23 protein-coding genes are annotated in these 22979 nt (G+C 57.5%); 15 read left to right on the forward strand and 8 right to left on the reverse strand.

Translation table 11 applies throughout. The features are described from left to right. Nucleotide 1 precedes the first annotated feature (1 nt). Together NT137_00980 and NT137_00985 are read left to right on the forward strand one after the other, a co-directional pair. A complete protein-coding gene (locus tag NT137_00980; protein MCX6651919.1) occupies nucleotides 2-1030 on the forward strand; it encodes an ABC transporter permease subunit in 1029 nt (342 codons plus the stop codon). A gap of 170 nt (nucleotides 1031-1200) precedes the next feature. Continuing rightward, complete coding sequence (locus NT137_00985) at nucleotides 1201-1860, forward strand: GNAT family N-acetyltransferase (protein MCX6651920.1); 660 nt, start codon at nucleotides 1201-1203, stop codon at nucleotides 1858-1860. A gap of 110 nt (nucleotides 1861-1970) precedes the next feature. Here NT137_00985 and NT137_00990 read toward each other — a convergent pair whose 3' ends face one another. From NT137_00990 to NT137_01000, 3 genes are all read right to left on the reverse strand, one after another. Beyond that, nucleotides 1971-2534, reverse strand: coding sequence for a nucleotidyltransferase domain-containing protein (locus tag NT137_00990; GenBank protein MCX6651921.1), 564 nt, complete (start codon nucleotides 2532-2534; stop codon nucleotides 1971-1973). Nucleotides 2535-2603: 69 nt separating this feature from the next. After that, nucleotides 2604-2873, reverse strand: a complete 270-nt coding sequence (locus tag NT137_00995) for a hypothetical protein (protein MCX6651922.1) — start codon at nucleotides 2871-2873, stop codon at nucleotides 2604-2606. Nucleotides 2874-2903: 30 nt separating this feature from the next. After that, nucleotides 2904-3128 carry a hypothetical protein gene (locus NT137_01000; protein ID MCX6651923.1) on the reverse strand — a complete coding sequence of 75 codons (225 nt, stop codon included), beginning with the start codon at nucleotides 3126-3128 and terminating at the stop codon, nucleotides 2904-2906. Nucleotides 3129-3444: 316 nt separating this feature from the next. Between NT137_01000 and NT137_01005 the strand changes: the two genes are divergently transcribed. Continuing rightward, a complete protein-coding gene (locus tag NT137_01005; GenBank protein MCX6651924.1) occupies nucleotides 3445-4698 on the forward strand; it encodes a leucine-rich repeat domain-containing protein in 1254 nt (417 codons plus the stop codon). Nucleotides 4699-4772: 74 nt separating this feature from the next. On the opposite strand, the gene NT137_01010 is transcribed toward NT137_01005, so the two are convergent. Further along, a complete protein-coding gene (locus tag NT137_01010) occupies nucleotides 4773-4907 on the reverse strand; it encodes a hypothetical protein (GenBank protein ID MCX6651925.1) in 135 nt (44 codons plus the stop codon). Nucleotides 4908-4983: 76 nt separating this feature from the next. On the opposite strand from NT137_01010, the gene NT137_01015 reads away from it, so the two are divergent. The 3 genes from NT137_01015 to NT137_01025 all read left to right on the forward strand — a co-directional run bounded on the left by NT137_01015 (nucleotide 4984) and on the right by NT137_01025 (nucleotide 8656). After that, a complete protein-coding gene (locus tag NT137_01015) occupies nucleotides 4984-7467 on the forward strand; it encodes a fibronectin type III domain-containing protein (GenBank protein MCX6651926.1) in 2484 nt (827 codons plus the stop codon). A gap of 102 nt (nucleotides 7468-7569) precedes the next feature. Further along, nucleotides 7570-7839 (forward strand): hypothetical protein, encoded by a 270-nt coding sequence (locus NT137_01020; GenBank protein MCX6651927.1) that lies wholly within the window; start codon nucleotides 7570-7572, stop codon nucleotides 7837-7839. Between the two features lie 334 nt (nucleotides 7840-8173). Then, nucleotides 8174-8656: a UDP-N-acetylglucosamine 2-epimerase gene (locus tag NT137_01025; GenBank protein MCX6651928.1), complete on the forward strand. Its 483-nt coding sequence runs from the start codon at nucleotides 8174-8176 to the stop codon at nucleotides 8654-8656. A 94-nt stretch (nucleotides 8657-8750) separates the two neighbouring features. Here the strand turns inward: NT137_01025 and NT137_01030 are convergent, their stop codons facing one another. Continuing rightward, nucleotides 8751-9266, reverse strand: a complete 516-nt coding sequence (locus NT137_01030; GenBank protein ID MCX6651929.1) for a hypothetical protein — start codon at nucleotides 9264-9266, stop codon at nucleotides 8751-8753. A 404-nt stretch (nucleotides 9267-9670) separates the two neighbouring features. Here NT137_01030 and NT137_01035 point away from each other — a divergent pair, with 404 nt between their 5' ends. The 3 genes from NT137_01035 to NT137_01045 all read left to right on the forward strand — a co-directional run bounded on the left by NT137_01035 (nucleotide 9671) and on the right by NT137_01045 (nucleotide 14474). After that, nucleotides 9671-13180 (forward strand): PPC domain-containing protein, encoded by a 3510-nt coding sequence (locus NT137_01035; protein MCX6651930.1) that lies wholly within the window; start codon nucleotides 9671-9673, stop codon nucleotides 13178-13180. Nucleotides 13181-13461: 281 nt separating this feature from the next. Then, entirely contained in the window at nucleotides 13462-13830 is a 369-nt protein-coding gene (locus NT137_01040; GenBank protein MCX6651931.1) for a hypothetical protein, read from the forward strand. Between the two features lie 236 nt (nucleotides 13831-14066). Beyond that, on the forward strand, nucleotides 14067-14474 hold the full coding sequence (locus NT137_01045; GenBank protein MCX6651932.1) for a hypothetical protein: 408 nt from the start codon (nucleotides 14067-14069) through the stop codon (nucleotides 14472-14474). Between the two features lie 310 nt (nucleotides 14475-14784). On the opposite strand, the gene NT137_01050 is transcribed toward NT137_01045, so the two are convergent. Then, the gene (locus NT137_01050) at nucleotides 14785-16083 is read right to left on the reverse strand and encodes an ATP-binding protein (GenBank protein MCX6651933.1); all 1299 of its coding nucleotides are present in this window, start codon (nucleotides 16081-16083) and stop codon (nucleotides 14785-14787) included. Nucleotides 16084-16444: 361 nt separating this feature from the next. On the opposite strand from NT137_01050, the gene NT137_01055 reads away from it, so the two are divergent. Beyond that, nucleotides 16445-16948 (forward strand): hypothetical protein, encoded by a 504-nt coding sequence (locus tag NT137_01055; protein MCX6651934.1) that lies wholly within the window; start codon nucleotides 16445-16447, stop codon nucleotides 16946-16948. A gap of 217 nt (nucleotides 16949-17165) precedes the next feature. Here NT137_01055 and NT137_01060 read toward each other — a convergent pair whose 3' ends face one another. After that, a complete protein-coding gene (locus NT137_01060) occupies nucleotides 17166-17576 on the reverse strand; it encodes an NYN domain-containing protein (protein ID MCX6651935.1) in 411 nt (136 codons plus the stop codon). A 91-nt stretch (nucleotides 17577-17667) separates the two neighbouring features. Here NT137_01060 and NT137_01065 point away from each other — a divergent pair, with 91 nt between their 5' ends. Next, nucleotides 17668-17883: a hypothetical protein gene (locus tag NT137_01065; protein ID MCX6651936.1), complete on the forward strand. Its 216-nt coding sequence runs from the start codon at nucleotides 17668-17670 to the stop codon at nucleotides 17881-17883. 44 nt (nucleotides 17884-17927) lie between these two features. Here NT137_01065 and NT137_01070 read toward each other — a convergent pair whose 3' ends face one another. Further along, nucleotides 17928-18128 (reverse strand): hypothetical protein, encoded by a 201-nt coding sequence (locus tag NT137_01070; GenBank protein ID MCX6651937.1) that lies wholly within the window; start codon nucleotides 18126-18128, stop codon nucleotides 17928-17930. 676 nt (nucleotides 18129-18804) lie between these two features. Here NT137_01070 and NT137_01075 point away from each other — a divergent pair. The 4 genes from NT137_01075 to NT137_01090 all read left to right on the forward strand — a co-directional run. Further along, entirely contained in the window at nucleotides 18805-20700 is a 1896-nt protein-coding gene (locus NT137_01075; protein ID MCX6651938.1) for a PQQ-binding-like beta-propeller repeat protein, read from the forward strand. Between the two features lie 7 nt (nucleotides 20701-20707). Further along, nucleotides 20708-21211 carry a DUF4430 domain-containing protein gene (locus NT137_01080; protein MCX6651939.1) on the forward strand — a complete coding sequence of 168 codons (504 nt, stop codon included), beginning with the start codon at nucleotides 20708-20710 and terminating at the stop codon, nucleotides 21209-21211. Nucleotides 21212-21216: 5 nt separating this feature from the next. Further along, nucleotides 21217-22083, forward strand: a complete 867-nt coding sequence (locus NT137_01085; GenBank protein MCX6651940.1) for an energy-coupling factor transporter transmembrane component T — start codon at nucleotides 21217-21219, stop codon at nucleotides 22081-22083. Further along, nucleotides 22080-22979, forward strand: a 900-nt coding sequence (locus tag NT137_01090) for an ABC transporter ATP-binding protein (GenBank protein ID MCX6651941.1), incomplete at its 3' end; no start/stop codon positions are given. The genes NT137_01085 and NT137_01090, both read left to right, overlap by 4 nt.

The following is a 22979-nucleotide window of genomic DNA, read 5'->3' on the forward strand; positions in this document are numbered from 1 at the left end:
GATGCGCTTCGAGAAGGCCTGGATCATCGTGCGCAAGGAGTTCTCCGAGTTCCGCCGGAACAAGTACATCCTTTACTCGCTGGTGCTCATGCCGATCATCATGGCGGTCGTCCTGCCGATCGTTTATCTCGTGCCCACCGCCTCCTTCGCCACGCCCCCCGCTGACCATCCGTTGGATCTGAAGATACACATCGCGGCGGAAACGGAGCACATCGAGTTCAACAACACCTCGTTCGCGAACATTCGCTTCGTGCATTGCGATCTGCGGGATTGTATTACGTTCCGCTGCGAGTTCCAGGAGTGCAATCTGACCTACGTGGTGGTCAGGGATTCCAATCTAACCTCGGTCACGGTGAAAAGCTCGAGCGTGCTGCACTGCAACATCTGGACCAGTATCGTGATCAGCTCCAACACCCAAGGCTCGCTGTTCCTCGGGCAGGAGAGCCAGTCCGAATACTTTCTCAAGATCCTGATCAACTCTCTGCTCATGTTCTTCATTCTCATTCCGAGCATCATTCCCACGGTCATCGCATCCTACTCCTTCGTAGGGGAGAAGCTGAACCGATCCCTGGAGCCGCTGCTAGCCACGCCCACCACCGATCTGGAGCTGCTGCTCGGGAAGACATTGGCGATATTCATCCCGGCCACGCTAGTTACTTGGTTGTCGCTCGTGCCGACGATAATCATCGTGGATGTGGTCACAAGCCCGATACTGGGCTACAACATTCTGCCCAACTATGTCTGGCTGGTGGGAGTGTTCCTGGTCGCTCCGTTGGTATGCATTCTGAGTGTGCTATTCAACGTCATCGTCTCGGCCAAGGTATCGGACGTTCGAACGTCGCAGCAGATCGGTTCGATCGTCATCCTGCCGATCATAGCCTTCTTCATGATTGGATTGGCAGGCTTCATCACCCTGAACCTGGAGAACATGGCGCTCTTCGGGCTGGCGGTGCTCTGCCTGGATGCTTTGGTGTTCGTCCTGGCCACGCGCGCCTTCGAGAGGGAGAAGATACTGGTGAATTGGAAGTGATGAAGGGAACTGCCCTGGCGGCAATTGTCCTCGTTGTCAGACATGATAAGAAGTGTGCATTGATTCGCACAATTGTCATAGCCACATATTCTCACTTTCGGGCACCCCTGGGAAAACTTTTATAATGTCCTCGTCTGATATCTGTCTGACAGGTACTAGGTGGGATGCACATGGGGTCTCTGAGCGAGCTTCAGCTATCTTCTCCCTCATGCCGAGAGACGTCTGGCGCGTTCGAAGCGCAGGCTAAGGTCGCACCGGAAGCGCTCCGACTGCGCAACGTCCGCGATTATAGAGAGCGCTACATCCTGCACATATTGCAGATGCAGGCCATCGAATGCGATCCGGGCTTTCCTCTGTTCGACAGATCCCTGCAAAAAGCCAAGATCGCCTGGACCGATACGAACGGCCTTCCTGAGCCGGTCGGATACTACCTCTATTCTGAGGGACATCCGATGCGTCATCCTTCTGCCCTAGGCACTGTCTGGTATCCGCTCACCATCAACCAGGTGTTCGTCAGGAAAGAGCATAGGCGCAAAGGGGTGGCGACGGCAATGATGCGCGATTTCATCTCATATTCGAGGATGTCATCCATCTGGGTCGAGAGCCCCAAGAAAGAAACGCAGGCGCTGCTGCGCAAGCTCGGCTACGAGGAGACGGAGCATCCATACCAGATGTGGGAGATGCGTGAGGGCCTTTCATGCTGGGAGGGATATGCTCCGAACAGAAAGCGAGCTTCGGAGCTCACGGTGCACGCTGCCACCAAGTCCAAGAAGAAGAGGGAGTGGGTCTGGTCCGGCGAGGAAGGCATTGGGCTGTCGGAGTTCCGCTGAGCGCTGCCAGGATGAGATGACGACGACCTACGAAGCGTTGACCTTCAGATCGAGGTTCGAGCTGAGCAGGTGGTTCTGCACGGCGCCCTGGATATCAAGACCCTCGAGCGTCATGGAGCGCTCCCGATCAGCATGATTTTCGGCTCCCTAAGGACGTTGGTTACGAACGGGTCTTCCTTGCGCCTGCGTTCCTCGAATTCTTCTTGCGTGAATGCGACGTAATTGATCTCTCTAGAGGTCTGCTCCTCTGCCATGTGGATTACCCCTATCAGCTTCTCCTCATCGACCGAGCCGATGATGAAAAGGTCGACGTCACTGGTCAGTTTCGCTTCGTTCTTTGCGAACGAGCCATAGACGAAAGCGCTCTCGATGTAACCGATCTCAGCCAGGTTCTCCTTCAACATCCGTGTCACGCCCTCGGTCTTCAATATGATCGATGTCAGCTCTTGGAGAATCGGCATCTTTTGGTCTACGGAATAGACCTTCGTATTAGCTGCAGGCTTGCTCGTCAGTAGTCCTATGGCCTCAAGGTTGGCGAGCTCCCTGCGGACTGCGTTGATGTTCAGTTCGGTGAGCCGGGCCACCTCCCTGATGTGGAATCCTCGCTCGGGGTTCATTAGGAACAGCGTGAGGAGCTTGACGCGAGCCTTCGAAGTGAGCAACCGTTCAAGCATGATTACAAAATGTATTCAAACGCATAAGAAGTTTGTTCATTATCGTCCAGTCCTCGGCTCGAGCGCGGCCTACAGCTCCGGGATGTTGCCCCCATTGACCACCCAGACATGGTCCTCCCCCAGATATTCGTTGCTAGAGGAATGATATTCCACGCGGTAGAACACGCCGTTCGTGCGCCCCTCCCAAATGTTGTAACTGTCGTCGTCTTCGAAGTGAAGTTCGTAGACGCTGCACTCCCGCGGTCCGAAGGCGGTGTCCAGCGTCTTGATCGAGCTGGGCGGTGCGGTGGTGAACGCGACCATGATGGGGCTGAGGAATTCGCTGCGGGTTAGGTTCACAACATACTCCACATAGTTCGAGGGAGGGGTTCAATAGGTCGCGTTCATCTTGGCTGTGATATTGTCTCCGTCGACGTTCAAGACCGTGATGCGCAACGTGACCTCGGATTCGTTCGATCCATCTGTGCCGAGGTATTTCGTCCATTCCATGTAGCTTCCGGTCACAAGGGTGAGCGGGACAAGCTTTCCGGAGTTCGGTTGCGAGGCGATGCCTATGACTATGACGGTGAGCGAAATCACCACCATGACCGACATGATCACGTTCGTCGCTCGTTTTCGCGTATCAATAGGCACAATCAACAACCCCCCGGCATCTTGGAGAGACTAGAACGACTGGTGCCTTTAATTCTTCTATACCCTGAAAGAGTGTTGCGTTGATGCAACATACTTATTGTCTGCAAACATTAATGTGTAATTAATGTGTAAATCGGGCCAATCAGACTGCAATTCATTCGATTTGACCTGAGTTGAAATGTCAGTGTGGGATGCTTCCATGGAAAAGAAAATAGGGACATACGTGAAATCCACGATCTTCATCTTGCTGTTGCTATTAGGTGCGTTCTTCGTCGTCATGGCGAGCGGGAACGTCTCAGCCGCCGACGCTCATCTAGACCAAGACGGGTGGGAGTGGCACTATGATGACGCTTCTCTTGCGATACTTACTGGAGTAGTTTGGGTGAGTGGAAGCACAGAAATAAACATACCTACTAGCTTGGATGGTGGAACAACTGCACTTACAACAATTGCCGCGAATTGTTTCAATGATACTCAGGGGCATACTATTACCAAAGTTCTCTCGATGCCTAGCACAGTCGCGTCCATCGGAATTAATGGGTTCTATTCTTGCACCTCCCTGACCTCCGTGGTCATCCCCAGCAGCGTCACGTCCATCGGGAACGGGACGTTCTCCTCCTGCACCTCCCTGACCTCAATAACATTCTATGGACTCGTTGCACCGACCACCGTTGGTGCGGATTGGATCCTAGGCACAGACACCGGAATAAGAGGCCACGCCTACGCCGCCTCGAACTTCCCCGCCCCAGGGGGAGTTTGGAACGGATTGACGATGGGCCTAGGCACCCTGGCTAGCTTCACCATGACCGGATACCCGGCATCCTGCGTCGCCGGGACCGCCTGGACCACCACGGCCAATGATGTGATCGTCACCGCCTACGATGCCTACAGCAACATCAAGACCGACTACACCGGCCAGGTCTACTTCACCTCCACGGACGGAGCCGCGGTGCTTCCGTTCACCTCCGTATCCAAGTACACCTTCGTCGGGGGCGACAACGGTCAGCACACCTTCCTCGGGACCGGGTTCACCCTGAAGACCACCGCAAGCCAGACCATCACCATAACCAATGGCACGATATCACAGACGAGCGCTGCGATTACCGTCACCCCAGCGGCCATCGACCACTATCACGTCGCCTCCGGCCTCTCGCAGGTAGCGGGGGTAGGCTGGTCCGGCACCGCCACCGCCCATGATGCCTTCAACAACACCGTCAGCCTTCAACAACACCGTCACCACCGACAGCTCCACCGTCGTCACCATGACCAGCACCGGCGCTGCGGTGTTCTATACCACCAGCGGCTACGTCACTCCAGGCAACACCTACACCCTGTCCGCAGGCGTCGCCACCTTCTACGTGAAGGACAACACGACCCAGACCATCACCCTGACCGCCACCTCGGCCGGAGGGAAGACCGGCAGCATCGGCAGCATCGTGATCGGCTCAGCGGCCATCGACCACTATCACGTCGCCTCCGGCCTCTCGCAGGTAGCGGGGGTAGGCTGGTCCGGCACCGCCACCGCCCATGATGCCTTCAACAACACCGTCACCACCGACAGCTCCACCGTCGTCACCATGACCAGCACCGGCGCTGCGGCGATGTCTACTTCACCTCCACGGACACGGCCGCGGCGCTCCCGTACACCTCTGGAGCCAAGTACACCTTCGACGGCATTACCGGCACGCACACCTTCGCTGGAGCCGGGTTCACCCTGAAGACCACCACCAGCCGCACCATCACCATAACCGACGGTGCGATATCGCAAACGAGCGCCGCCATCACCGTCACGCACGCCGTCCTCGACCATTTCAATGTGGCCGTTGGCGGAACTCTGTCCTTCGTCGCTGGCGCCCCCTGGACGATCATCACCAACGATGTCGTGGTCACGGCTCATGACTTCTACAACAACACCGTGACCAGCTACGCCGGCAGCCCGGTGTGGATCGCATCCTGCGCCGGCACGTTGCCGGCCGCGCAGGCCTTCTCGTCGGGTACCAAGACCTTCCTGGGTACCGGGTTCGCGCTCAACATCGTGGGCGCGCAGAACCTCACCATGACCGATGGAGCAATCATCGGCACCAGCGCCACGATCACCATCACCCCAGGTGCGCTAGCTAGCTTCACCATTTCCGGAGAGCCTGCATCTTGCACAGCCGGAACCGCGTGGACTGCTGGAGTGGTGGTCACCGCCCTAGACTCCTATGGCAACATCAAGACCGACTACACCGGCCAGGTCTACTTCACATCCACGGACACAGCTGCCGTGCTCCCGTACACCCTTGGAAGCCATTACACCTTCGTTGCCGGCACCGGTACACACACCTTCCCTGGAGCGGGGTTCACTCTGAAGACTACCGCAAGCCAGACCATCACCATAACCAATGGCACGATATCACAGACGAGCGCTACGATTACCGTCACCCCTGGCCCTCTGGTCAGCTTCACTATGACAGGAGCCCCGGCAAGCTGCACGGCTGGAACTCCGTGGACGGCCGGAGTGGTGGTCACCGCCCTAGACGCCTACAGCAACGTCAAGATCGACTATGCTGGCGATGTCTACTTCACCTCCACGGACATGGCAGCGGTGCTTCCATACACCATTGGAGTCAAGTACACCTTCGTTACCGGCACCGGTACGCACACCTTCCCCGGAGCAGGGTTCATCCTGAAGACGATCGCAGGCGACGCCAAGACTATCACCATAACCAATGGCACGATATCACAGACGAGCGCTGCGATCACCATCAACCCAGGCGCGCTGGACCACTTCACCGTGGTCGGCATCACCGACCCGGTGGTCGCTGGCGCGCTGACCTCGCCCACCGTGACCGCCTACGATGCGTACAACAATATCAACACCACCTACACCGGGACGATCCACTTCAGCTCCACCGATGTGAGGGAGACCACCGTTCTGCCAGCTGACTACACCTTCGTCTTGGGCGATGGCGGCACACACACCTTCACCAGCGGCGTGAAGCTGACCACCACAGGCGAGCAGACGGTTACCGTGACCAACATCATCCTCGGCAAGGTCGGCGCGCAGACCGTAACCGTGGCCCCGGCGGCGCTGGAACACTTCACCTTGGTCGGCATCATCGATCCGGTGGTCGCTGGCGTGCTGACCTCGCCCACCGTGAACGCCTACGATGTGTACAACAACGTCAAGACCGACTACACCGGGACGATCAACTTCACCTCCTCCGATCATGGAGCGAGCACCCTCCTGCCGGCGAACTATTCCTTCATCCCGGCCGATGCTGGCGTGAAGAACTTCGCCAACGGCGTGAAGCTGACCACCACCGGCGAGCAGTGGGTCAGGGCCACCGACACCGTCGTGGGCACCGCCTGGGGCGAGCAGACCGCCATCACCGTGTACACCGTTTCCGGCGCTCCGGCGCTGACCTCCGCCATTGCGGGGATCAACAGCGCGGTCTTGGCTTGGATTGCTCCCACCGACAATGGCAGTACGCCGATCACCGGCTACAAGGTCTATTACGGAATGGTCGATCCAACTACTCAGTTCGGAGGTACTCTGCCGGCGACGAACCTCACGGTGAGCGTCACTGGATTGACAGCTGGAACAAAGTACTATTTCGCCGTCAAGGCCGTGAACGCCGCTGGCGACTCGCTCGATTCGAACATCCGCAACGCCACCGTGATGACCGTGCCGGGAACGCCGACCGGACCGAATGCCAGGGCGATCTATGGCCAGGTCACGTTGACCTGGACCGTGCCGGCCAGCACCGGCGGCAGCCCTATCACTCACTACAAGGTCTACCGCGGCCTTTCGGCCGTAAGTGTGGCCCACATCGGCAACAGCACCTCGACCACGTTCGTTGACGCGGCAGCGACGGCCGGCTCCACCTATTACTACAAGGTGAGTGCCGTCAATGCCGTCGGAGAGGGAGCCCAATGCGCCGCCATTTCCGTCCTGGTGCCTACCATAGTCCCCGTGAGCGGGAAGATAGTGGATGCCAGCGGTAACGGTCTGGCCGGTATCAAGGTCGCCTTGGAGAACGGCACATCGGTGAAGACAGACGCTCAAGGCAACTTCACCATCATGGCCTCCCCGGGCAACCATATCCTCACCATCAGCGGCCCGGGCATCGAGACCAAGACCGTGGCCGCGAAGGTCACCAGCTCCGGTCTGGTGATCGGCAGCATCACGACCAGCCCGGCGAGCGACTATATGCCTATCAGGATTATGCTGTCAGTCATCTTGACGGTGGTCGAGATCGCCGTGGTGCTGGTGGCGGCGCGGTTCGTCCTGCGCAAGCGCAAGGGCAAGAAGTAGGCGAGAACGGACAAACCCCTTCCCCTTCATTTTCCAACTCTGATTGCGGTCCGAGCGGAGGTCGCGCAGCGTGCATCGGTTTCAAGACGCATGAGTACCGCCATGATGATCTACATGACCGCTACAATGGCCGTTCCAGTTCCACCTCCGTCCTGCCCTCCTTATATGGCATTCCGCCATGGAGAGCTGCTTCCATCCGAAAATGCCGCAAAGGACGACGGAGTTGGTGATATTTGTCTCGATGAGAATCTCGACAAATCCAAGAAGAGCCTTGCAACTTTGGTCGTCAAGACCGAGTATCAGTATGTCGAGGATAAGGAATTGAAGAAGTGGACAGAAGACATTAGTCTGGTAGAGCCAGCCTCTGATTGACACGCTATAGCACGCAAGGGGGCCATTCTGCGATATTACCTATTGCCCCTGTTTCTCAATGCGGATGAGTTGATTTGAACCTATTTTCAAGAAAAGAAATAGGAATGGGTTTATGTCAATTCCCCTCCGTTTGACAATGGTTAATGGCAAACTGGCTACCTCATGATATGAGGGCCTCCCCCTGAGCACCTACTCGCTATAAAACTGAGATCGATCGTGAGTCGGGACCGCGAGGATATGCTAATCAAGGACGCATGCGACATCTATGCCCTGATGTGGCATTCCGACCTTCCCTTCCGAGAGATAGCCGAGAGAGTCAGGATGAAATATCCAAATGAATGTGCATCGGCAGGAAAACGTCGATTATCGCGAGCGATTAAGCGGGATGCTCGACGGCCTACGAACCGTAGGAAGGGAAACGGGGCTGAGGGTCATCTTCCCAGCTCATCCCCGGACCCGGAACAGCATTGGCAAGTTCATGTTATCGACGAAAGGCCTCGAACTGTTGGATCCAGTAGGCTACTTGGACTTCCTCATGCTGGAATCGAACGCCAAGCTGATCCTCACCGACTCGGGCGGAGTGCAGGAAGAGGCCTGCATTCTGAGAGTGCCTTGCGTAACCATGCGCGACAACACCGAACGACCGGAGACCATCCAGGTCGGAGCGAACCTGCTCGCCGGCACCAAGCCAAGAGAGATACTCTCCCGGTCGATGAAGATGCTCGACGTCCCGAGGACGTGGAAGAATCCCTTTGGGGATGGGAAGACGGGAGAGAGGATAGTGGAGCATCTGATTCGTACTTTAGGCCCGAGCTGAGCAACATTCCTAAGGAGGCGAACACACACGAGGTCGACATCCTCGGGCTCCGTTCAACACACAAGTCTGGATGGTCGTTGTCCCTGGTGGGTCTTCACCTCAGATGGCCGCGTGCAAGCCAGTCTCGGATGCGCTGATCGGCCCTCATGACGCCAGTCTCGCTTTCTTTTTCATCATAGACAACGTCATAGTCGAGCCTCTCAGAGGCAGCCTTGTCCTTCAGGATTGCTACTAATTGAAGAGCCTTCTCGCTGCCAGGTTTCGTAATCTGTCCGCGGGAGTTATCTAGGACCACCAGAACCGAAGGTGAGGCCATACTAACTGGGCACATCTTCCTTAGAGTCGCCAACTTCCCGAAGGCATTGGCGTGGATTACTCCAAGGATATGTTTCGGTGCGCTAGACAGTTCAATCTCGATGATCAAGACACGTCCATCCTTAGTTACTATCAGATCCGGCTCAGACATGATTGGTCCCTTATCTGACCACTTGAGCTTGATATCCCCTTTCTCATCATGGGACGTTCTTATCTGTTCCTTATCTAGCCTATCCTCAATGATTTCCAGTAGCTTGTCCCGCATTTGCCGGTGCCGACCCTTGTCTTTTCCCATAAGATAGGCTTCCGTTTTCAAGGAAATAATGATTGTGAAAAACCGTCGCGCCTATTCAGTGCGCTGTCAACGAAACGACTGAAAGGCAGTCTCTCAGTTCAGGGGCCGATCGCCCTCTGTATTGTCTCCGCGATTCCGAGCCGCGAGACAGAATGACCTCGATTGAGACCATCGGCAAAGGGTTTTTCGTCTCTCCACGTTATGGTTTCTCGATGACCTCGACTTTCGGAGGTTAGGGAATGTCAAAGAAAGGACATTCTGCGGTTGACACCCATGGGATGATCAGTGTCAAGTTAATCACGATTGGCATCGTTGGCGTCTTGCTCATCGCAGGAGTTGCTGCTGTTTTCTTTCTGGCTCGACCGGGTGGAACGGGCACAGCAACTGAGTTTTGGGAAGGCGTCTTGGTTCAATCCGAATTCGTGGGTGGGAACGAGGCAACGCCGACGGCCTACTTAGTCGGACATCCGGTCAGTGCCAGTAGCGATCAATCCGAAACGATCAAGGTCGTAGCGACGGAACATATTAACGGGTTCGCGGGCGGGACGTTCGAGCTGGCGAAAGAAGGAGACAGTTACAGGCTTCTCAGCAATCAGATTGAAGACGATGAGGTGGCGCAATTCGGTCAGCTTTCAACCTTTGAAGGAGGTAGGAATATCGAGGTTGAAGTCACCTCTGTCAGCCTCGTCTATGATGGCTACACCTACGGAGCGGCGACGGACGGAAACGATGACTACGTTTGGATAGCGCCTGACATGTCCCTTCCGTGCCTGTTCAACACGATCCGCCTGAGCGGCACGGTGATGACGATGGAGGAGATGCTAGCGATAGCCGACGCCTACCCGTCCTCTCTCCTCGCCGACATCGACCTCGCCAAGGCATCTGACCTGCAGGCCAAGTTCGATTTCGCCTTCTCAGGAGTGACGACCAAGTTCCTGATGGTGGACGGCGCCGAGTACACCGATGTCCAGACGGTCAGAGGGGACGTCCTGGACGTGATCGTGCCTGATGATGTCAACAGGCTTGCCTCGGTCTTCAGCATCGAAGGCACGACCTGGATCAAGGAGTTCACCTCGAAGATTGAGATGGGCGTCGCGGTGATTGCGCAAGACGGTCTAACATCATCCGACCAGGATCTGTGGTTCGCCCTCTGCCCATTGGAGGACATCGCCGAAATGAAGGGCATATGTGAGATAGGGATCGCTCCTTCGGAGCTGTCTAAGGTGGCGCAGAAGACCATGGGATTGGATGCCGGGTCTTTCTCTTTCTCTTCATTGCTCCCAGCCTTCACGATGCACATCGGTGTAGTGGTATCGATTGCGCCTGCCGTCATGTACCAGCACCGCGTCTCCGACCTCTGGCAGGCTGTGGAAGCGAATCCCGGCAGCTCTATGGTGTCCTCAGAGTCGATCAATGCATATTGCGTGGCGATAGATGCCCAGACGATGTGCGATAGCCTGGGCGAGTTGCTCGGCCTGGCGTCGATGGTCGTGGATCGACTCAATACGATCACCACTTTCCGCAACCCCGCTTTCCTGCTGATGGTCGACGAACATTTCTCCGACATCCTGAAGAACGATGGGACCGAGGCATGGCACTACGCTGCCGTGGGCATAGTGCCAAACTACCAGCACCAAGACTCCGCTCTCCGGCACCTGTACCTGGAAGGAGTTCTGTACGATCCAAGCGAATTCTTCGGAGCCGGTCTTGATGTCCCGGTGGTCGTCGCGGACTCGCTCATCGATATCGCCGAGGGTGCGGTCCAGACGACGGTCAAGGAACTGCAACAAGGGATCCAATTGCAGGAAAGGAATGGCATCGAGAGCGCCAAGGTCGCATTCGACGCGATGGTGGTCGGAGTGTCGCTCAAAGAGATCGTCGGTGGCATGGTAGGTTCTCTTTTCCCCTTCGCCGGGAAGGTGGTCGAGGCATTCCCTCTTGACCTGTGCCTGTACGAGGGACTCTACTTCGATGGGCCGCTCGATGTCTACCACGTGCCAATAATATACCTGGCGGCCGGGACTGGCGAAACGCACCTTTGGCCCACGTTGCGGCACATCGAAGGCGTCTACATCGACATCGATTCCGTATTCAATACGATAGACGCGTACATTCAGCAGCAGGTGATACCTGAGCATCCGGTCATTGGCACGCTTCTTTCTCTTCTCGTTCCATCGAACATCACGGATCCAATAGTCAATGGTCAGGAGAACTGGCTGTACGGCCTCTTCCCGAATGGTTTCGTTGTCGCGTTCTCGATGGAGGCGGCTGTCAACGAGCCTCCGGTCTTGAACATCATCGCCCCAATGGACAGCTCAGAGGTACCGCTCAGTCGTCTGAACGTGACGTTCGAGGTCACGGACACTGTGGACTTCCCTCTATGGCTCGAGGTCTATTTGACAAGGGAGGACCTCCCGCTGATCGGAAACGTCAGCATCTGGATCCCCATCCCAATGCTTCGCAAAGGAATCTGGTCAACCGATGACCTGTGGTGGTGGGACAGCATTAGGCGAAGCACTCTTGCGGAGTTCTTCCTTGGCAACAGCGACTACACAATGACGATCAGGGCAAGGGATTTCGATGGCTACTCCGAAAGCAAGACCGTACGCTTCCGCATATTGGATCACGAGCCTGATGTTACGCCGCCAACCTCATTCGTGAGGCCAATGAATGACTATCAAAACGACCTCTCGTTCGTTCTGCCAGTAGATATGCACGACGATCAGGGAATCCAGGCGGTCGAGATATGGTACAGCAAGGACGACGGTCAATGGACGATGGGTCGAAACGTCACAAAAGGCCTTTTTGGCTGGGACTTCACATTCAGCACAGAAGGGAAAGGGAACGGAGCGTATCGATTCTACACTAGGGCCATCGACTACTCGAACAATTACGAGGCCGCGCCCTCAGGGTCCGATGCTAGCACCTTCGTCGACACGGTACCGCCCCAAGCGGTGGTCACTGGGCCATCAACGGCATACGGCAAAACAATCGAAGTGCTCTATCAATACGCCGATGCCGCTCCCTCCTCTGGACCGAAGAACGTGAGCATCTACAGTTGCGATAACATTGATGGAATCCTCAAGGACTGGGTGCTGCTGGGATACGATTCATCCCCTGGGGATGGAACGGTTCTGTTGAATGTTTCCTTCCTGGGCGATGGATACGTGGGCTTGATAGCGGTGTGCCTGGACAACGCGGGAAATCGGGACGAGAACGAACCAGGATGGTTCAGCAGTCCCGAGCTGGTAATGTGGTTGAACGCCGCCCTGCCAATCCCTGTGGTTCAGTACCTGCCAGTCAATCCGACCAGCGATGGCATGAAAGTCGACCTAAGATGGTCCGCCAATGGGGACCATGATTTCTATGCGTATGGTTTCTACCGGAGCACAAATCCCGATTTCGCTCCTGGCATCGCAACACTGGTGGGATATATAGGCACCCAGTCATCCACGCAGGCCACAATAACTGGGCTTGATGCGGAGACCATCTATTACTTCGTTATCCGCGTATATGATGTCGACGGGTTCTACTCCGACTCGAATAAAGTGTACACACGGACCTTCGCGGCGTTTGACACACCGGGCAGCTACGTCGATGCGGTCTACCTTACGCCAGACACTGCCTGGAGCGAGAGCACCTCCATCCTCGGTGATTCACTCGATGTCTTTGGGGTGTACCTGTTCGCGGGAGAGACTGTGGACATTCAAATGCTGGGAGACACCTTTGGAGGCGGAGATCTGTTCCTCAGATCCGGCTATTCGGGTTATGAGCTCTTGGCCTCGTCGCAGAACTTGGGAGTAACGGAGCATATCTCCTTTACAGTGACTTCGGATGGGTACTATTACATCTTGGTGAACACTGGTTTGCTCGTCGGTACATCATGGTACACCCTATGGATAACCGTGATTTAGCAATGAGAGGCAACAGACTGGTATGCTGCAGTCCGTGACGGCTACCTTGAGGCTAGATCGTTGTCGTCAGTCATGCGGCGCAGTTTCATCTCCCAATGCGGCGCAGGCTTTTGATATGACACCTGGTCCCTCTAGCAATAGAATTGGCCGCGATGGCGCTGATGCAAATCATACATTGAGCCCTCCAACCTTGCGCAAGCATGTCCAGTATCTTCTCTCAAGGTGCAAATACCCAGCCAAGGCTAAAGAACCCAAGGAACTCGATTCTCTTGGCTGTCGTCGTGCTAGGGATTATGGTCATGGTCGCGGCGCTCGCTCATACTGTTATGCCAAAGGGTTCGCAGAATAATGACGGGGACGATGGTCAGAACTCTCCTCACATCCCTAGGCCAGACATCCGATACGTTTCGGCGACGCTCAGCCAGAACCCTATCAGCGGGGACGTCACCGTGAACGTGAAGGTCACCGATTTCGGCGACACCATTGGCTCAAAGACGATCCAAGTCGCGATATACGAACCCTCCGGCACGTACATCAATTCGAAGAGCGTGTCATTGGCCCCAGTTGAGACATCCACCGTTTCCGTGATCGTGAACACACCGTTCGGGACTGGCGTCAGCAGCGACATGATCGAAAGCAACCTGAACTGACGGACGAGAATGGATTTTTTACGCAAGGGGAGCGCGCGCAACGGTTCCGGCACCACGTCAAAGAAGATACTCTCCAGATCGATGAAGATGCTCGACGTCCCGAGGACATGGAAGAACCCCTTTGGGGATGGGAAGGCAGGAGAGCGCATCGTCGATCACCTGATCAAAGCGCTCGATCTAGATCGAACCCCGCGCCGTGCGAAAGTATATCACCGTTAGCGACCAAAGAATCCCTCATGCTCGCCGTCTCAGGCTCGGAGATCAAGGAAGCGCTATCTCTGTCGCAAGGCCTACGTCGCGGACTGGAGGACATGCACGCGGCGGCGCACGATCCGGAGACTCCTATCTACAAGATAGCCAGCGACTTCGAATCGAGCGTCGGCATTAATGCGGTACAGGCAATCCAGGACCTGAGACGGCTGGAGTCCGCCATCGAGCGAGGGGATCACGAGCTCATCTCCGAGCTGGGTGCGACGGTAGATGCAATCACCGATTTCCTGGACAGCGCCATCAAGGACGTAGCATCGATGGACCAAGACCCGGAGCGGACCAAGGAATCGCTCCGGCACCTCCAGTCCTGGCGAAGGGACGCCGGCCGACTCTCACAATACCTTTGTCAGATGTCCGAGGGACCGGGAGCCTGAGACGACTGCCATCGCATTCTTTCGCAAAAAGCAAGAGTACATCCTCGCCACGGCGCACCGACAGGAGAACGTAAACGACGAGCGCAAGCTCAGAGGCATCATCAAAGGCAGGCAAAGGACGAGCGAGCTCCTCGGCGTCCCGGTCATCTTTCCCACTCGCCCCCGCACTCGCGAGAGGAGTTCGACCTCGAACGACTCTGTGCCTAGAACACGGGAAGTCAAGTGAAAAAGGAGGACGCATCCTCTGCGTTGAATTTGCCACTTGCTTCTTGATAAGTCAGATTAGCAGGCTCTGAGATCAACATTCAGATCATTCAACGGGGCGTTCATTCCTCGGCTGCGAACCACGCGCTTGTCCTGTGAGCCAATCCAATAGAGGAATGGCTTCGACGGTCGCGCCCTCGATCTCCTTCGTCCATTCCTCATCCCCGATCAGGACCGATCTCCTGGCTCGGAGTTGAGCCGTACAGCGGACCAAGGCATCTATCTCCCTGCGTTTGGTACGCTCCTCTCTCATGTCGGAGCAGACCTGGACCGCCATGTGGATAATGTCCCCCTCCCTCTCTACCACGTCCACCTCCCTTCCTCGGACGTCCTTCCAATAGCAGAGCTCTTCACCTATGGGCAGACCGGACCGCATCGACTGATAGACCGCGGCCTCCCACATCCTCCCTTCGCTGACGTCCCCAACGATAGCGCTAAGGAATCCGTTGTCCCCCGGCAGGCACTTCCGGGGGTACTGGCCCCGGTCCTTTATCCCGAATGAGAATATGGGCGAAAAATGGAAGAGATAGCTCTCCCGCAGCAGCCCCTCCAGCACCAGCAACTTCTCCTTGCTGGTCCGGAAGCCCACGCTCTGCAGATAAGCTAGGCACCTTCCTGCGCTGAAGTACGACGACCTCAGGAGGTAGCGTCCGATCATCTCCACTTCCGCCATTTCGTATCTCACCGCCAGCGCCACGTCCAGCCCTAAGATGTCGCGATAGTAGGCGTTGAGCAAAGCCTTGCGCTCCGTCTCATCCTCCTGGAGCACGACCTCCGGCATCCCTCCCCAGCGCAGGTAGTCGTCCAGCATGGCGCCCGCTCTGCTCCTCCCGACCGACGTTCGCTCCAGCTTCTCCCCTTTGAAGCGCACGTACTCGGGAAAGCTGAGCGGGAAGACCTCGGTCAGGAGGAGACGGCCACGAAGCTCCTTCGGAGGCAGGGTCAGTCCGGAGCGTGAGGAGGTGACGACCAGGTGCACCTGGTCCTTGTGCAGCTCATGCGCCTTGGCCAGCCATCCGCTCCAACCGGGAGCGGAGGTGACCTCGTCCAAGAGCAGCCAGCCTTCCTGGTCCCCGAACCAGGCCAGCAATTGATCCCATGAATCCTGGGCGCCGATTATCGCCTGGTCTTCCATATTCACATAAGCTACCCGCTTGCCAGAGCCGTCCAGCCTTTGGGCAAGGGACATCAGCACGCTGGATTTCCCGGAGCGCCGCATCCCGGTGATCCCGACGATCTTCCGGATCGAACGTGAGGCCAGCAGGTCTAGGTCGACATCCCTCTGCAGAAGCTTTCGGCGTAGCGCATAGCTCGTCCAATCCTCGAAAGTGGTCTCTAGCCGCATAATCGTAGTAATAACACTACGACATAATAACGATATCGTAGTAATATTAGAACGATTCTAGCAGAATAGCGCCTTAAGAATGAGACGATTCATGCAGGGTCGGCCCTAGCTTCCCCCATCTACAAGAGCCCCCTAGCTCGCCGTATGCTCTTCGACCCTTCTATTAAGAGATCGAAGTAATAGAACCCGGTCAACTACTGGGCCGTCGCCGGACCGAGCCTGAGGGCTCTTGCACATCACGGTATCGGGATATGGCGTGGCGGAAGGGGCGGCCTATGATTATTTATCGGTCATAGGTGCTCATTTTATGCGACACATTAATCAGCGCCGAGACCGATCGCAGTACGATGGAGGGTGGCGAATGAAGACCAAGGACCGTCCGTTCGAGGGAGTACTAGGCAACACCGTGGAACTGAGGACCATCGAGCGCCTCATTGCATCACCGCGGGCTGAGTTCAACGTCTCCGACCTGGCAAGGATGACCGGAGTGAGCAGGGGCAGCTCGACCTTAGTTGTCCGCACCTTCCTGGAGTTCGGTATCATCGAGTCAGCGGGAATGCGCGCGGGCGTGGAGTATTTCCGCCTCAGGGAGAACGATCCCCTGACCCTTTCTGTAATCGCTTTCAACGACGTGCTGCTCCAGAAGACCCACCCCGATGTTTCTGGCATACTGGACGAGATCGAGGGCGAGGGGGAAAGGGCCGATCAAGCGGCCCGGTGCCAGTTCGGGACCTTCCATTCCACGACCATCGATGCGACGGCCAAACCCTCCCAGAGGCAGACGGCTCGGGAAGATGGATCCGAGATCAGGGCGGGACAGAACGATCGACGATCGGCCGATGGATTTAATATAGATAACAAATAATAATTATGATGTCAAAGTGTTGGATTCAGTTTTGCAACATCGCTTACAGAAAATGAAACTACAGATATGCCGTGCCTTTTTATACACGGACAATCACTCACATACGAATACAAATCCCATGCAGTAGGGCGAATGCCCCATGGCCTGGCATAGGATGCTGCATGGTTCAATTTTTCAAACCATGGAACAGAGATTGATCATTCCATCGACCTCCTTGTCAAGCTCGTATGCGAGCATGGGGATCATCCTGATATGCCAGCTCGATGGCTTTGGTGGCTAGCGCAATGTCGACCATCTTCTCCTTATGAGGTTTCTTCCTTAGGTCCCGTCCACATTCTTCGCAAGTGCGGTTGCATTTCGCGCATTGCTTTCGACCAGAATAATCCTTCAGATCGAAGTCATGAACGATGACGCCTGACTTGGCCATGTGATTGAGCGCCCTGCGTTGCGCTTGGTTCCTCCTGTCGACCGACGTGAAATAGTAGGTCCTATGGATCGGGTCAAGGTCCCCCTCGATGTGTGGTAGGAGGAGCCTAGCGAGATCCGGGGGCCAAACGTTCTTTCCCAACCTCTTCGAGCTTAAGAACAAGTTAGAGCCATCAACTAAAATGACCACTCTTTTCCCCATATGTCGATGGAGGTGGCGTCGTTCGATGATGTTTGCCAACAAAGGTAAGCTACATGGCACATCGCGAAGAGGTCAAATTTCGAGTGCTTCCGTGGCCAGGCGATGGAACGACCTGATCACCAAGAGCGGCCACATCGGGGTAGGGAACCTTCAAGTCATCGTCGCCGACGAGCACGTGTTCTATGAGAGCGAGCGGGTGAACGGCCAGTCCCTAGTATCGATCCAGCAGCTGATCGTGGACCTGTATCGCACGGGCGCGGAGTGCACTGAGGCAGCTGACCCGCTCGTGCGGAGGTGGTATGCATGAGCCTCGAGTTCTACGACGCTCAGGGCGTGCTCCTCATCGAACCCCTACCTGGACTTCCTGCAGCTGCAATCCTCCGCCCGCTTGATCCTGACCGACTCCGAGGGCATCCAGGAGGAGGCGTGCATCTTGAAGGTGCCCTGCGTCACCCTGCGCGAGAACACGGAGCGCCCCGAGACCCTGGTGGTGGGCTCGAACTTGTCGGCAGGAATCGACCCGACCCGGATTCTGAAGGCCGCAAGGCTCATGATGAAAAGAGGAGGACCCGGAGGAACCCGTTCGGGAATGGAAGGACGGGCAAGCGCATCGTGGAGCACTGGCAAAAGAAGCGTTGAACTGCCTCTCAACATGCATGGTCGGAATGATCCATGCCTGAGGAACGAGCATGCCTCGAAAAGGTGAGGATCCAGAGGACGATCAAACCCCTTCTCCGTTGGAATAAAGTCAGGACTTGGTGTGGGGGTCATTATGCAACAGCTGGGTGGTGGCAGGAAGGCTGACCTTCCCGCCGCCCTTTCCAGCTCAGCAGCAAAGCCTTAGCAAAGGCAGTCTGCAGCGCAGCTCGCGGCAGGCGTACTGCCTTAGCTCCGCATCGTTCGTTCTTGTGCTTGGCCCGTTTCGGTTCTCCAAAGTGGCGTTCGAGATCATATTTCTCAATTCCCCTGAATACTTGGAGACGCATACCCTTTCTACCGGCGTGCGACGGTGGCTGATTAAGCCAGCATCAGTAGCGCGGGTGCTTCTTGAGCTTCTGAGGATGTGCCAACGAGAAGTTGCATAGGGTACCTCCGACGGAACGATTCGTCGGCACTTCGCAAAGGGCGTCCCAGAAGCGTCTGCCGGAGGAACGGTGGGGTTAAATATCCGGGTGTCATTATTCCTTCTTAGTTGGATGATACATCCAACTCTAAAGGTGGAAAGTTCATGAAGTTCATGAAGTTCTTGGCAGTAACGTTCCTCGGCATGCTGGTGCTAGCGAGCATGGCAGTGCCGGTGACAGCAGCGGACAGCGAGAGATGCGCCGTCCAGATCGACTTCGGTAACGGGCAGGTCAAGTGGGTGGACGTCACCGTCACGCCCGGGATGACCGCCTTCAATGCTACCCAAGTGGCCGTCCAGCAGCTGGGGCTGACCTTCGTGGCCCCCGGCGGCTTCGTGAGCAGCATCGGCGGGTTCTCCGGCAGCTGGCCGAACGAGGTCTGGAGCTTCTGGACCTGGAACTCGACCAACGAGCGCTGGGACATGCCCTGGGTGGGCGCGGCCGACGTCGCCGCCAACAGCACCAGCGCCATCGCCTGGAGCTACGCGGCCTGGGTCGACACCGTCAGTTTCATACCCCCGCACGCGCCCCTGGCCACCCCTGAGCACCGTTACCCCTGGGCCAGCTTCCGTCACGATGCCATGAACACCGGCGGTCAGGTTGTCTACACACCCAACAACCTGACTGCCGCTTGGAGCAAGGACCTGGGCAACGGCGCCATCGACACGGCCATCGTGGCGGCCAACGGGTTTGAGTACGTCGTCACCGGCGGCGTGCTCAACCTGACCACTTACGGCTACGACACCAACTCCAGCGTCTTCTGCCTGAACGCCACCGGCGGTCAGGTCTGGAGGGCGGACATCGGCGTGGGCTACCAGATCGGGGCCCCACTCCTTTTTGGTGGCATGGTGGTAGTGCCATCCGCTAACGGCAAGGTGTACGCCTTCAGCGCGAGCAATGGCGCTTCCCTGTGGACCTTCGACACCGGCTCGGGCATGACCTACGGGGTCACTTCGTCACCGACCGTCTACCGGAACCACATCATATTCGGCACCGGCAACGGAAAAGTGTTCTCCCTGTACGAGAACGGCACCCAGGCCTGGAACGTGACCGTCGCGTCCGGCATCTACACCTCTTCCCCGGCCGTGCGCAACGGCACAATCTACATCGGCGCGGAGAACGGCAGACTGTACGCGTTGGCCTCCAACGGCACCGGAGTGATCTGGTCCGTGCCCATCGGCGGCAAGGTCAGGGGCTCGCCCATCCTTCTCCAGGACCAGATCGTGGTCACCTACGTCAACTACACGGACAGCTCCGCCTCCGGCGGAGGACTGGCCGCTATCAGCTATTCCGGAGAAGTGCAATGGCAGGTTTCCACCGGGGTCACCCCGGCCTCGGCCGTGCTGACCAAGAGGGGCATCGCCTCCATCACTCCCACCGCGGTGAAGATGGTCGGATTCGACGGACAGCTGCTCTGGAGCCTCTCCTTGGGCACCAACTTCGCCGGAGCGGCGCCCACCAGCGTGAACGGCACGATATTCCTGGTGACGAACGAAGCTACCAGCAGGCTGTTGGCCATCAGCGACATGGGCGAGCTGTACTCCACCAAGGCCCTGTACCCGCCCAATTACGCTCTAAGCGCGCCCACGGTGGCGGACGGCAAGTTGTACGTCGCCTGCGACAACGGCGTCGTGTACGCCTTCAACCTGAACAGCGTGGCGCCCTCGGTGAGCCACTCCTACTCCGCGAACGGCATGATCGGCCACTTCGTGGCGCAGGAGATCAACGGAACCCTCTTCCACTACAACTGGAACTTCGGGGACGGCAACACCAGCACGGCACCGGTGGCCAACCACACCTATGCGCACGCGGGCACCTACAACGCGGTCCTGACCGTCACCAACCTGGCCGGGGCCTCGGTGAGCTACCCGTTCACCGTGACCATCACCGCCCCGCCGACCCCCGCCCCCGCGGATGACACGACCCTGATAATCGGCATCGTGGTCGTGATCATGGTGGTCGCCGCCTTGGCCGTTTTGATAATGCGCAGGAGGAAGTAGAAGCAACATGAAGCTCAGCTCGAAGGACGTCGTGCTGGTGGCCGTGGCGGCCGTGGTCATCCTGGTGATAGCCCTCTTCGGCTTCCCCAACACCGGGAGCACCGGCGAGACCGTCACCACCACCATCAGCATCCAGTTCTTCGACGCCCCCGCGCCCATCCACCCCGGCAACCTCACCACCTGGGCCTTGGTCGGGGGCGAATGGCACATGACGAGCGCGAGCAACGGCGGCAGCACCACCTGGGTGTTCAAGAACGTCACCAGCAAGTCGAGCTGCTACGAACAGCTGCTGGAGGCGGGCAGGATCGCCCCGTTCCACATCGATTCCAGGAACGAATCCCTGGGGATATTCGTGACCGCCATCGCCGGAGAGTTCAACCAGGAGGGCGGGGGCCCCGGTTGGCAGTATTACGTGAACGGCGTGTACGCCAACCGCGCCTGCAGCATAATCACCATCGATAATGGAGATCAGGTGGCCTGGAAATACCAGACGAACCAGATACCGGGTTGAGGGCAATGTTCTCCCCCTATCAGGACAAGGACTCGCGCATCCACCGCCTGGATGCCCGTCCGAAGATGGTGTTCGTGCTGGCCCTTTTCCTGCTTTCCATCTTGATATCCAGTATCTTCTACCTCGCGGTCCTCTTCGCCTTCGTGATGTGCGTGGTGGTGGCGGGCAAGGTGCTCAAGGCCACGCTCAGCATACTGCGCTACACCATCTTCGTGGCCATCTTCCTCTTCCCCTTCAGCATCCTGTTCGGGTCGGGAAGCCACGTGCTGTTCAGCATCGGTCCCGTGCAGGTGAAGGAGGAGGCCATCCTCTTCGCGGTCAGCATGACCTTCCGCCTGTTCCTCGCGGTCAGCGCCTTCGCCATCCTGACCTTCACCGTGCATCCGGACCAATCGCTGAGGATCATGTCCAAGTTCGGTTTCAAGTCCATGACCGGTCTCTCGATCGCCACCCGCATGTACCCCACCATCGCCGCCGACTCCGGCAACATCGAGGACGCCATGAAAGCCCGGGGGGTGGAGTTCGACCAGGGCAACATCATTCAGAAGGCCAAGGTCCGGGCGCCAGTGATGATGCCCCTGCTCCTCAACTCCATGGACCGCTCCATGGAGATCGCGGAGGCCATGGAGGCCCGCGGCTTCGGGGCCGGGGTCCGCACCCATTACTTCGACACCCCGCTGAGCACCCGGGACAAGGCCATGATCGCCCTGTTCCTCGCCGCCATTCCTTTCGGGGTAGCGATGTTCATCCTGGGCTACGGGAGCGCGGACTACATGGGAGGCTCGCGCTTCGTCGTGCAGACGGTCGACCTGCTGGTGGTTTCCATCGAGGTCCTGTTCTTCGCCCCCATTCTGATCGGAGGGCCGAGATGATCAAGCTGGACCACTTCTCCTTCACCTATGGCGGGGCGCCAAGGCCCGTCCTCCACGACATCAGCCTGGAGATCAAGGAGGGCGAGTTCGTGCTCATCGTGGGCCACTCCGGCTCCGGCAAATCCACCCTGTGCCGGGCGATGAACAGCCTCGTCCCTCATTTCTACGGCGGCAGCATCTCTGGCCGGGTGACGGTGGATGGAAAGGACACCCGCACCACCCCTCCCGCCCAATTGGCCAGGACCATCGGCATGGTGTTCCAGGACCCGGAGAACCAGCTGGTCATGACCAATGTGGAGAACGAGATGGCCTTCGGCATGGAGAACCTGGCCTTTCCCAAGAAGGAGATGAAGGAGCGTATCAACTACCACGCCCAATACTTCGACCTGGAGCGCTTCTTCAAGCGCTTCATCCCCGAGCTCTCCGGGGGGGAGAAGCAGAAGGTGGCCTTGGCCTCGGTCATCGCCATGCGGCCGAAGTACATCGTCCTGGATGAGCCGACCTCCCAGCTGGACGAGGAGTCGGCCTCGCTCTTCCTGGGGTTCTTGCACCGCCTGAACGAGGAGCAGGGGGTGGGCATCATCCTGGTGGAGCACCGGCTGGAGCGCTGCCTGCACTACGCCAAGCGCATCGTCTTCATGGAGAACGGGAGCATCATGGCCGACGGCACGCAGGAGCAGGTCCTGTCCCAGCTGCGCGCCGCGGGACTGCTGGCGGATTTCAGTCGCACCGCCCGGGACAAAGAGGAGGAAGAGGTGGTGCTGTGCGCTCGTGACATCACCTTCAGCTACAGCCAGGCGCAGGTGCTCAACGACCTGGAGCTGGAGGTGAGGCGGCAAGAGATCCTCGCCATCATCGGCCTGAACGGGTGCGGGAAGTCCACCCTGCTCAAGCAT

This window comes from Methanomassiliicoccales archaeon, assembly GCA_026394375.1.
Classification (GTDB): Archaea; Thermoplasmatota; Thermoplasmata; order Methanomassiliicoccales; family UBA472; genus JAJRAL01.

Bases quoted from the DNA above. Each gene is read 5' to 3' on its own strand.
- NT137_00980 (MCX6651919.1), top strand. From the start codon at position 2: ATGCGCTTCGAGAAGGCCTGGATCATCGTGCGCAAGGAGTTCTCCGAG.
- NT137_00985 (MCX6651920.1), top strand. From the start codon at position 1,201: ATGGGGTCTCTGAGCGAGCTTCAGCTATCTTCTCCCTCATGCCGAGAG.
- NT137_00990 (MCX6651921.1), bottom strand. From the start codon at position 2,534: ATGCTTGAACGGTTGCTCACTTCGAAGGCTCGCGTCAAGCTCCTCACG.
- NT137_01000 (MCX6651923.1), bottom strand. From the start codon at position 3,128: ATGTCGGTCATGGTGGTGATTTCGCTCACCGTCATAGTCATAGGCATC.
- NT137_01005 (MCX6651924.1), top strand. From the start codon at position 3,445: ATGGCGAGCGGGAACGTCTCAGCCGCCGACGCTCATCTAGACCAAGAC.
- NT137_01010 (MCX6651925.1), bottom strand. From the start codon at position 4,907: ATGGTGCGGCTGGTGGTGGTCTTCAGGGTGAACCCGGCTCCAGCGAAG.
- NT137_01020 (MCX6651927.1), top strand. From the start codon at position 7,570: ATGATGATCTACATGACCGCTACAATGGCCGTTCCAGTTCCACCTCCG.
- NT137_01025 (MCX6651928.1), top strand. From the start codon at position 8,174: ATGAATGTGCATCGGCAGGAAAACGTCGATTATCGCGAGCGATTAAGC.
- NT137_01030 (MCX6651929.1), bottom strand. From the start codon at position 9,266: ATGGGAAAAGACAAGGGTCGGCACCGGCAAATGCGGGACAAGCTACTG.
- NT137_01045 (MCX6651932.1), top strand. From the start codon at position 14,067: ATGCTCGCCGTCTCAGGCTCGGAGATCAAGGAAGCGCTATCTCTGTCG.
- NT137_01050 (MCX6651933.1), bottom strand. From the start codon at position 16,083: ATGCGGCTAGAGACCACTTTCGAGGATTGGACGAGCTATGCGCTACGC.
- NT137_01055 (MCX6651934.1), top strand. From the start codon at position 16,445: ATGAAGACCAAGGACCGTCCGTTCGAGGGAGTACTAGGCAACACCGTG.
- NT137_01060 (MCX6651935.1), bottom strand. From the start codon at position 17,576: ATGGGGAAAAGAGTGGTCATTTTAGTTGATGGCTCTAACTTGTTCTTA.
- NT137_01070 (MCX6651937.1), bottom strand. From the start codon at position 18,128: ATGAGCCTTGCGGCCTTCAGAATCCGGGTCGGGTCGATTCCTGCCGAC.
- NT137_01075 (MCX6651938.1), top strand. From the start codon at position 18,805: ATGAAGTTCATGAAGTTCTTGGCAGTAACGTTCCTCGGCATGCTGGTG.
- NT137_01080 (MCX6651939.1), top strand. From the start codon at position 20,708: ATGAAGCTCAGCTCGAAGGACGTCGTGCTGGTGGCCGTGGCGGCCGTG.
- NT137_01085 (MCX6651940.1), top strand. From the start codon at position 21,217: ATGTTCTCCCCCTATCAGGACAAGGACTCGCGCATCCACCGCCTGGAT.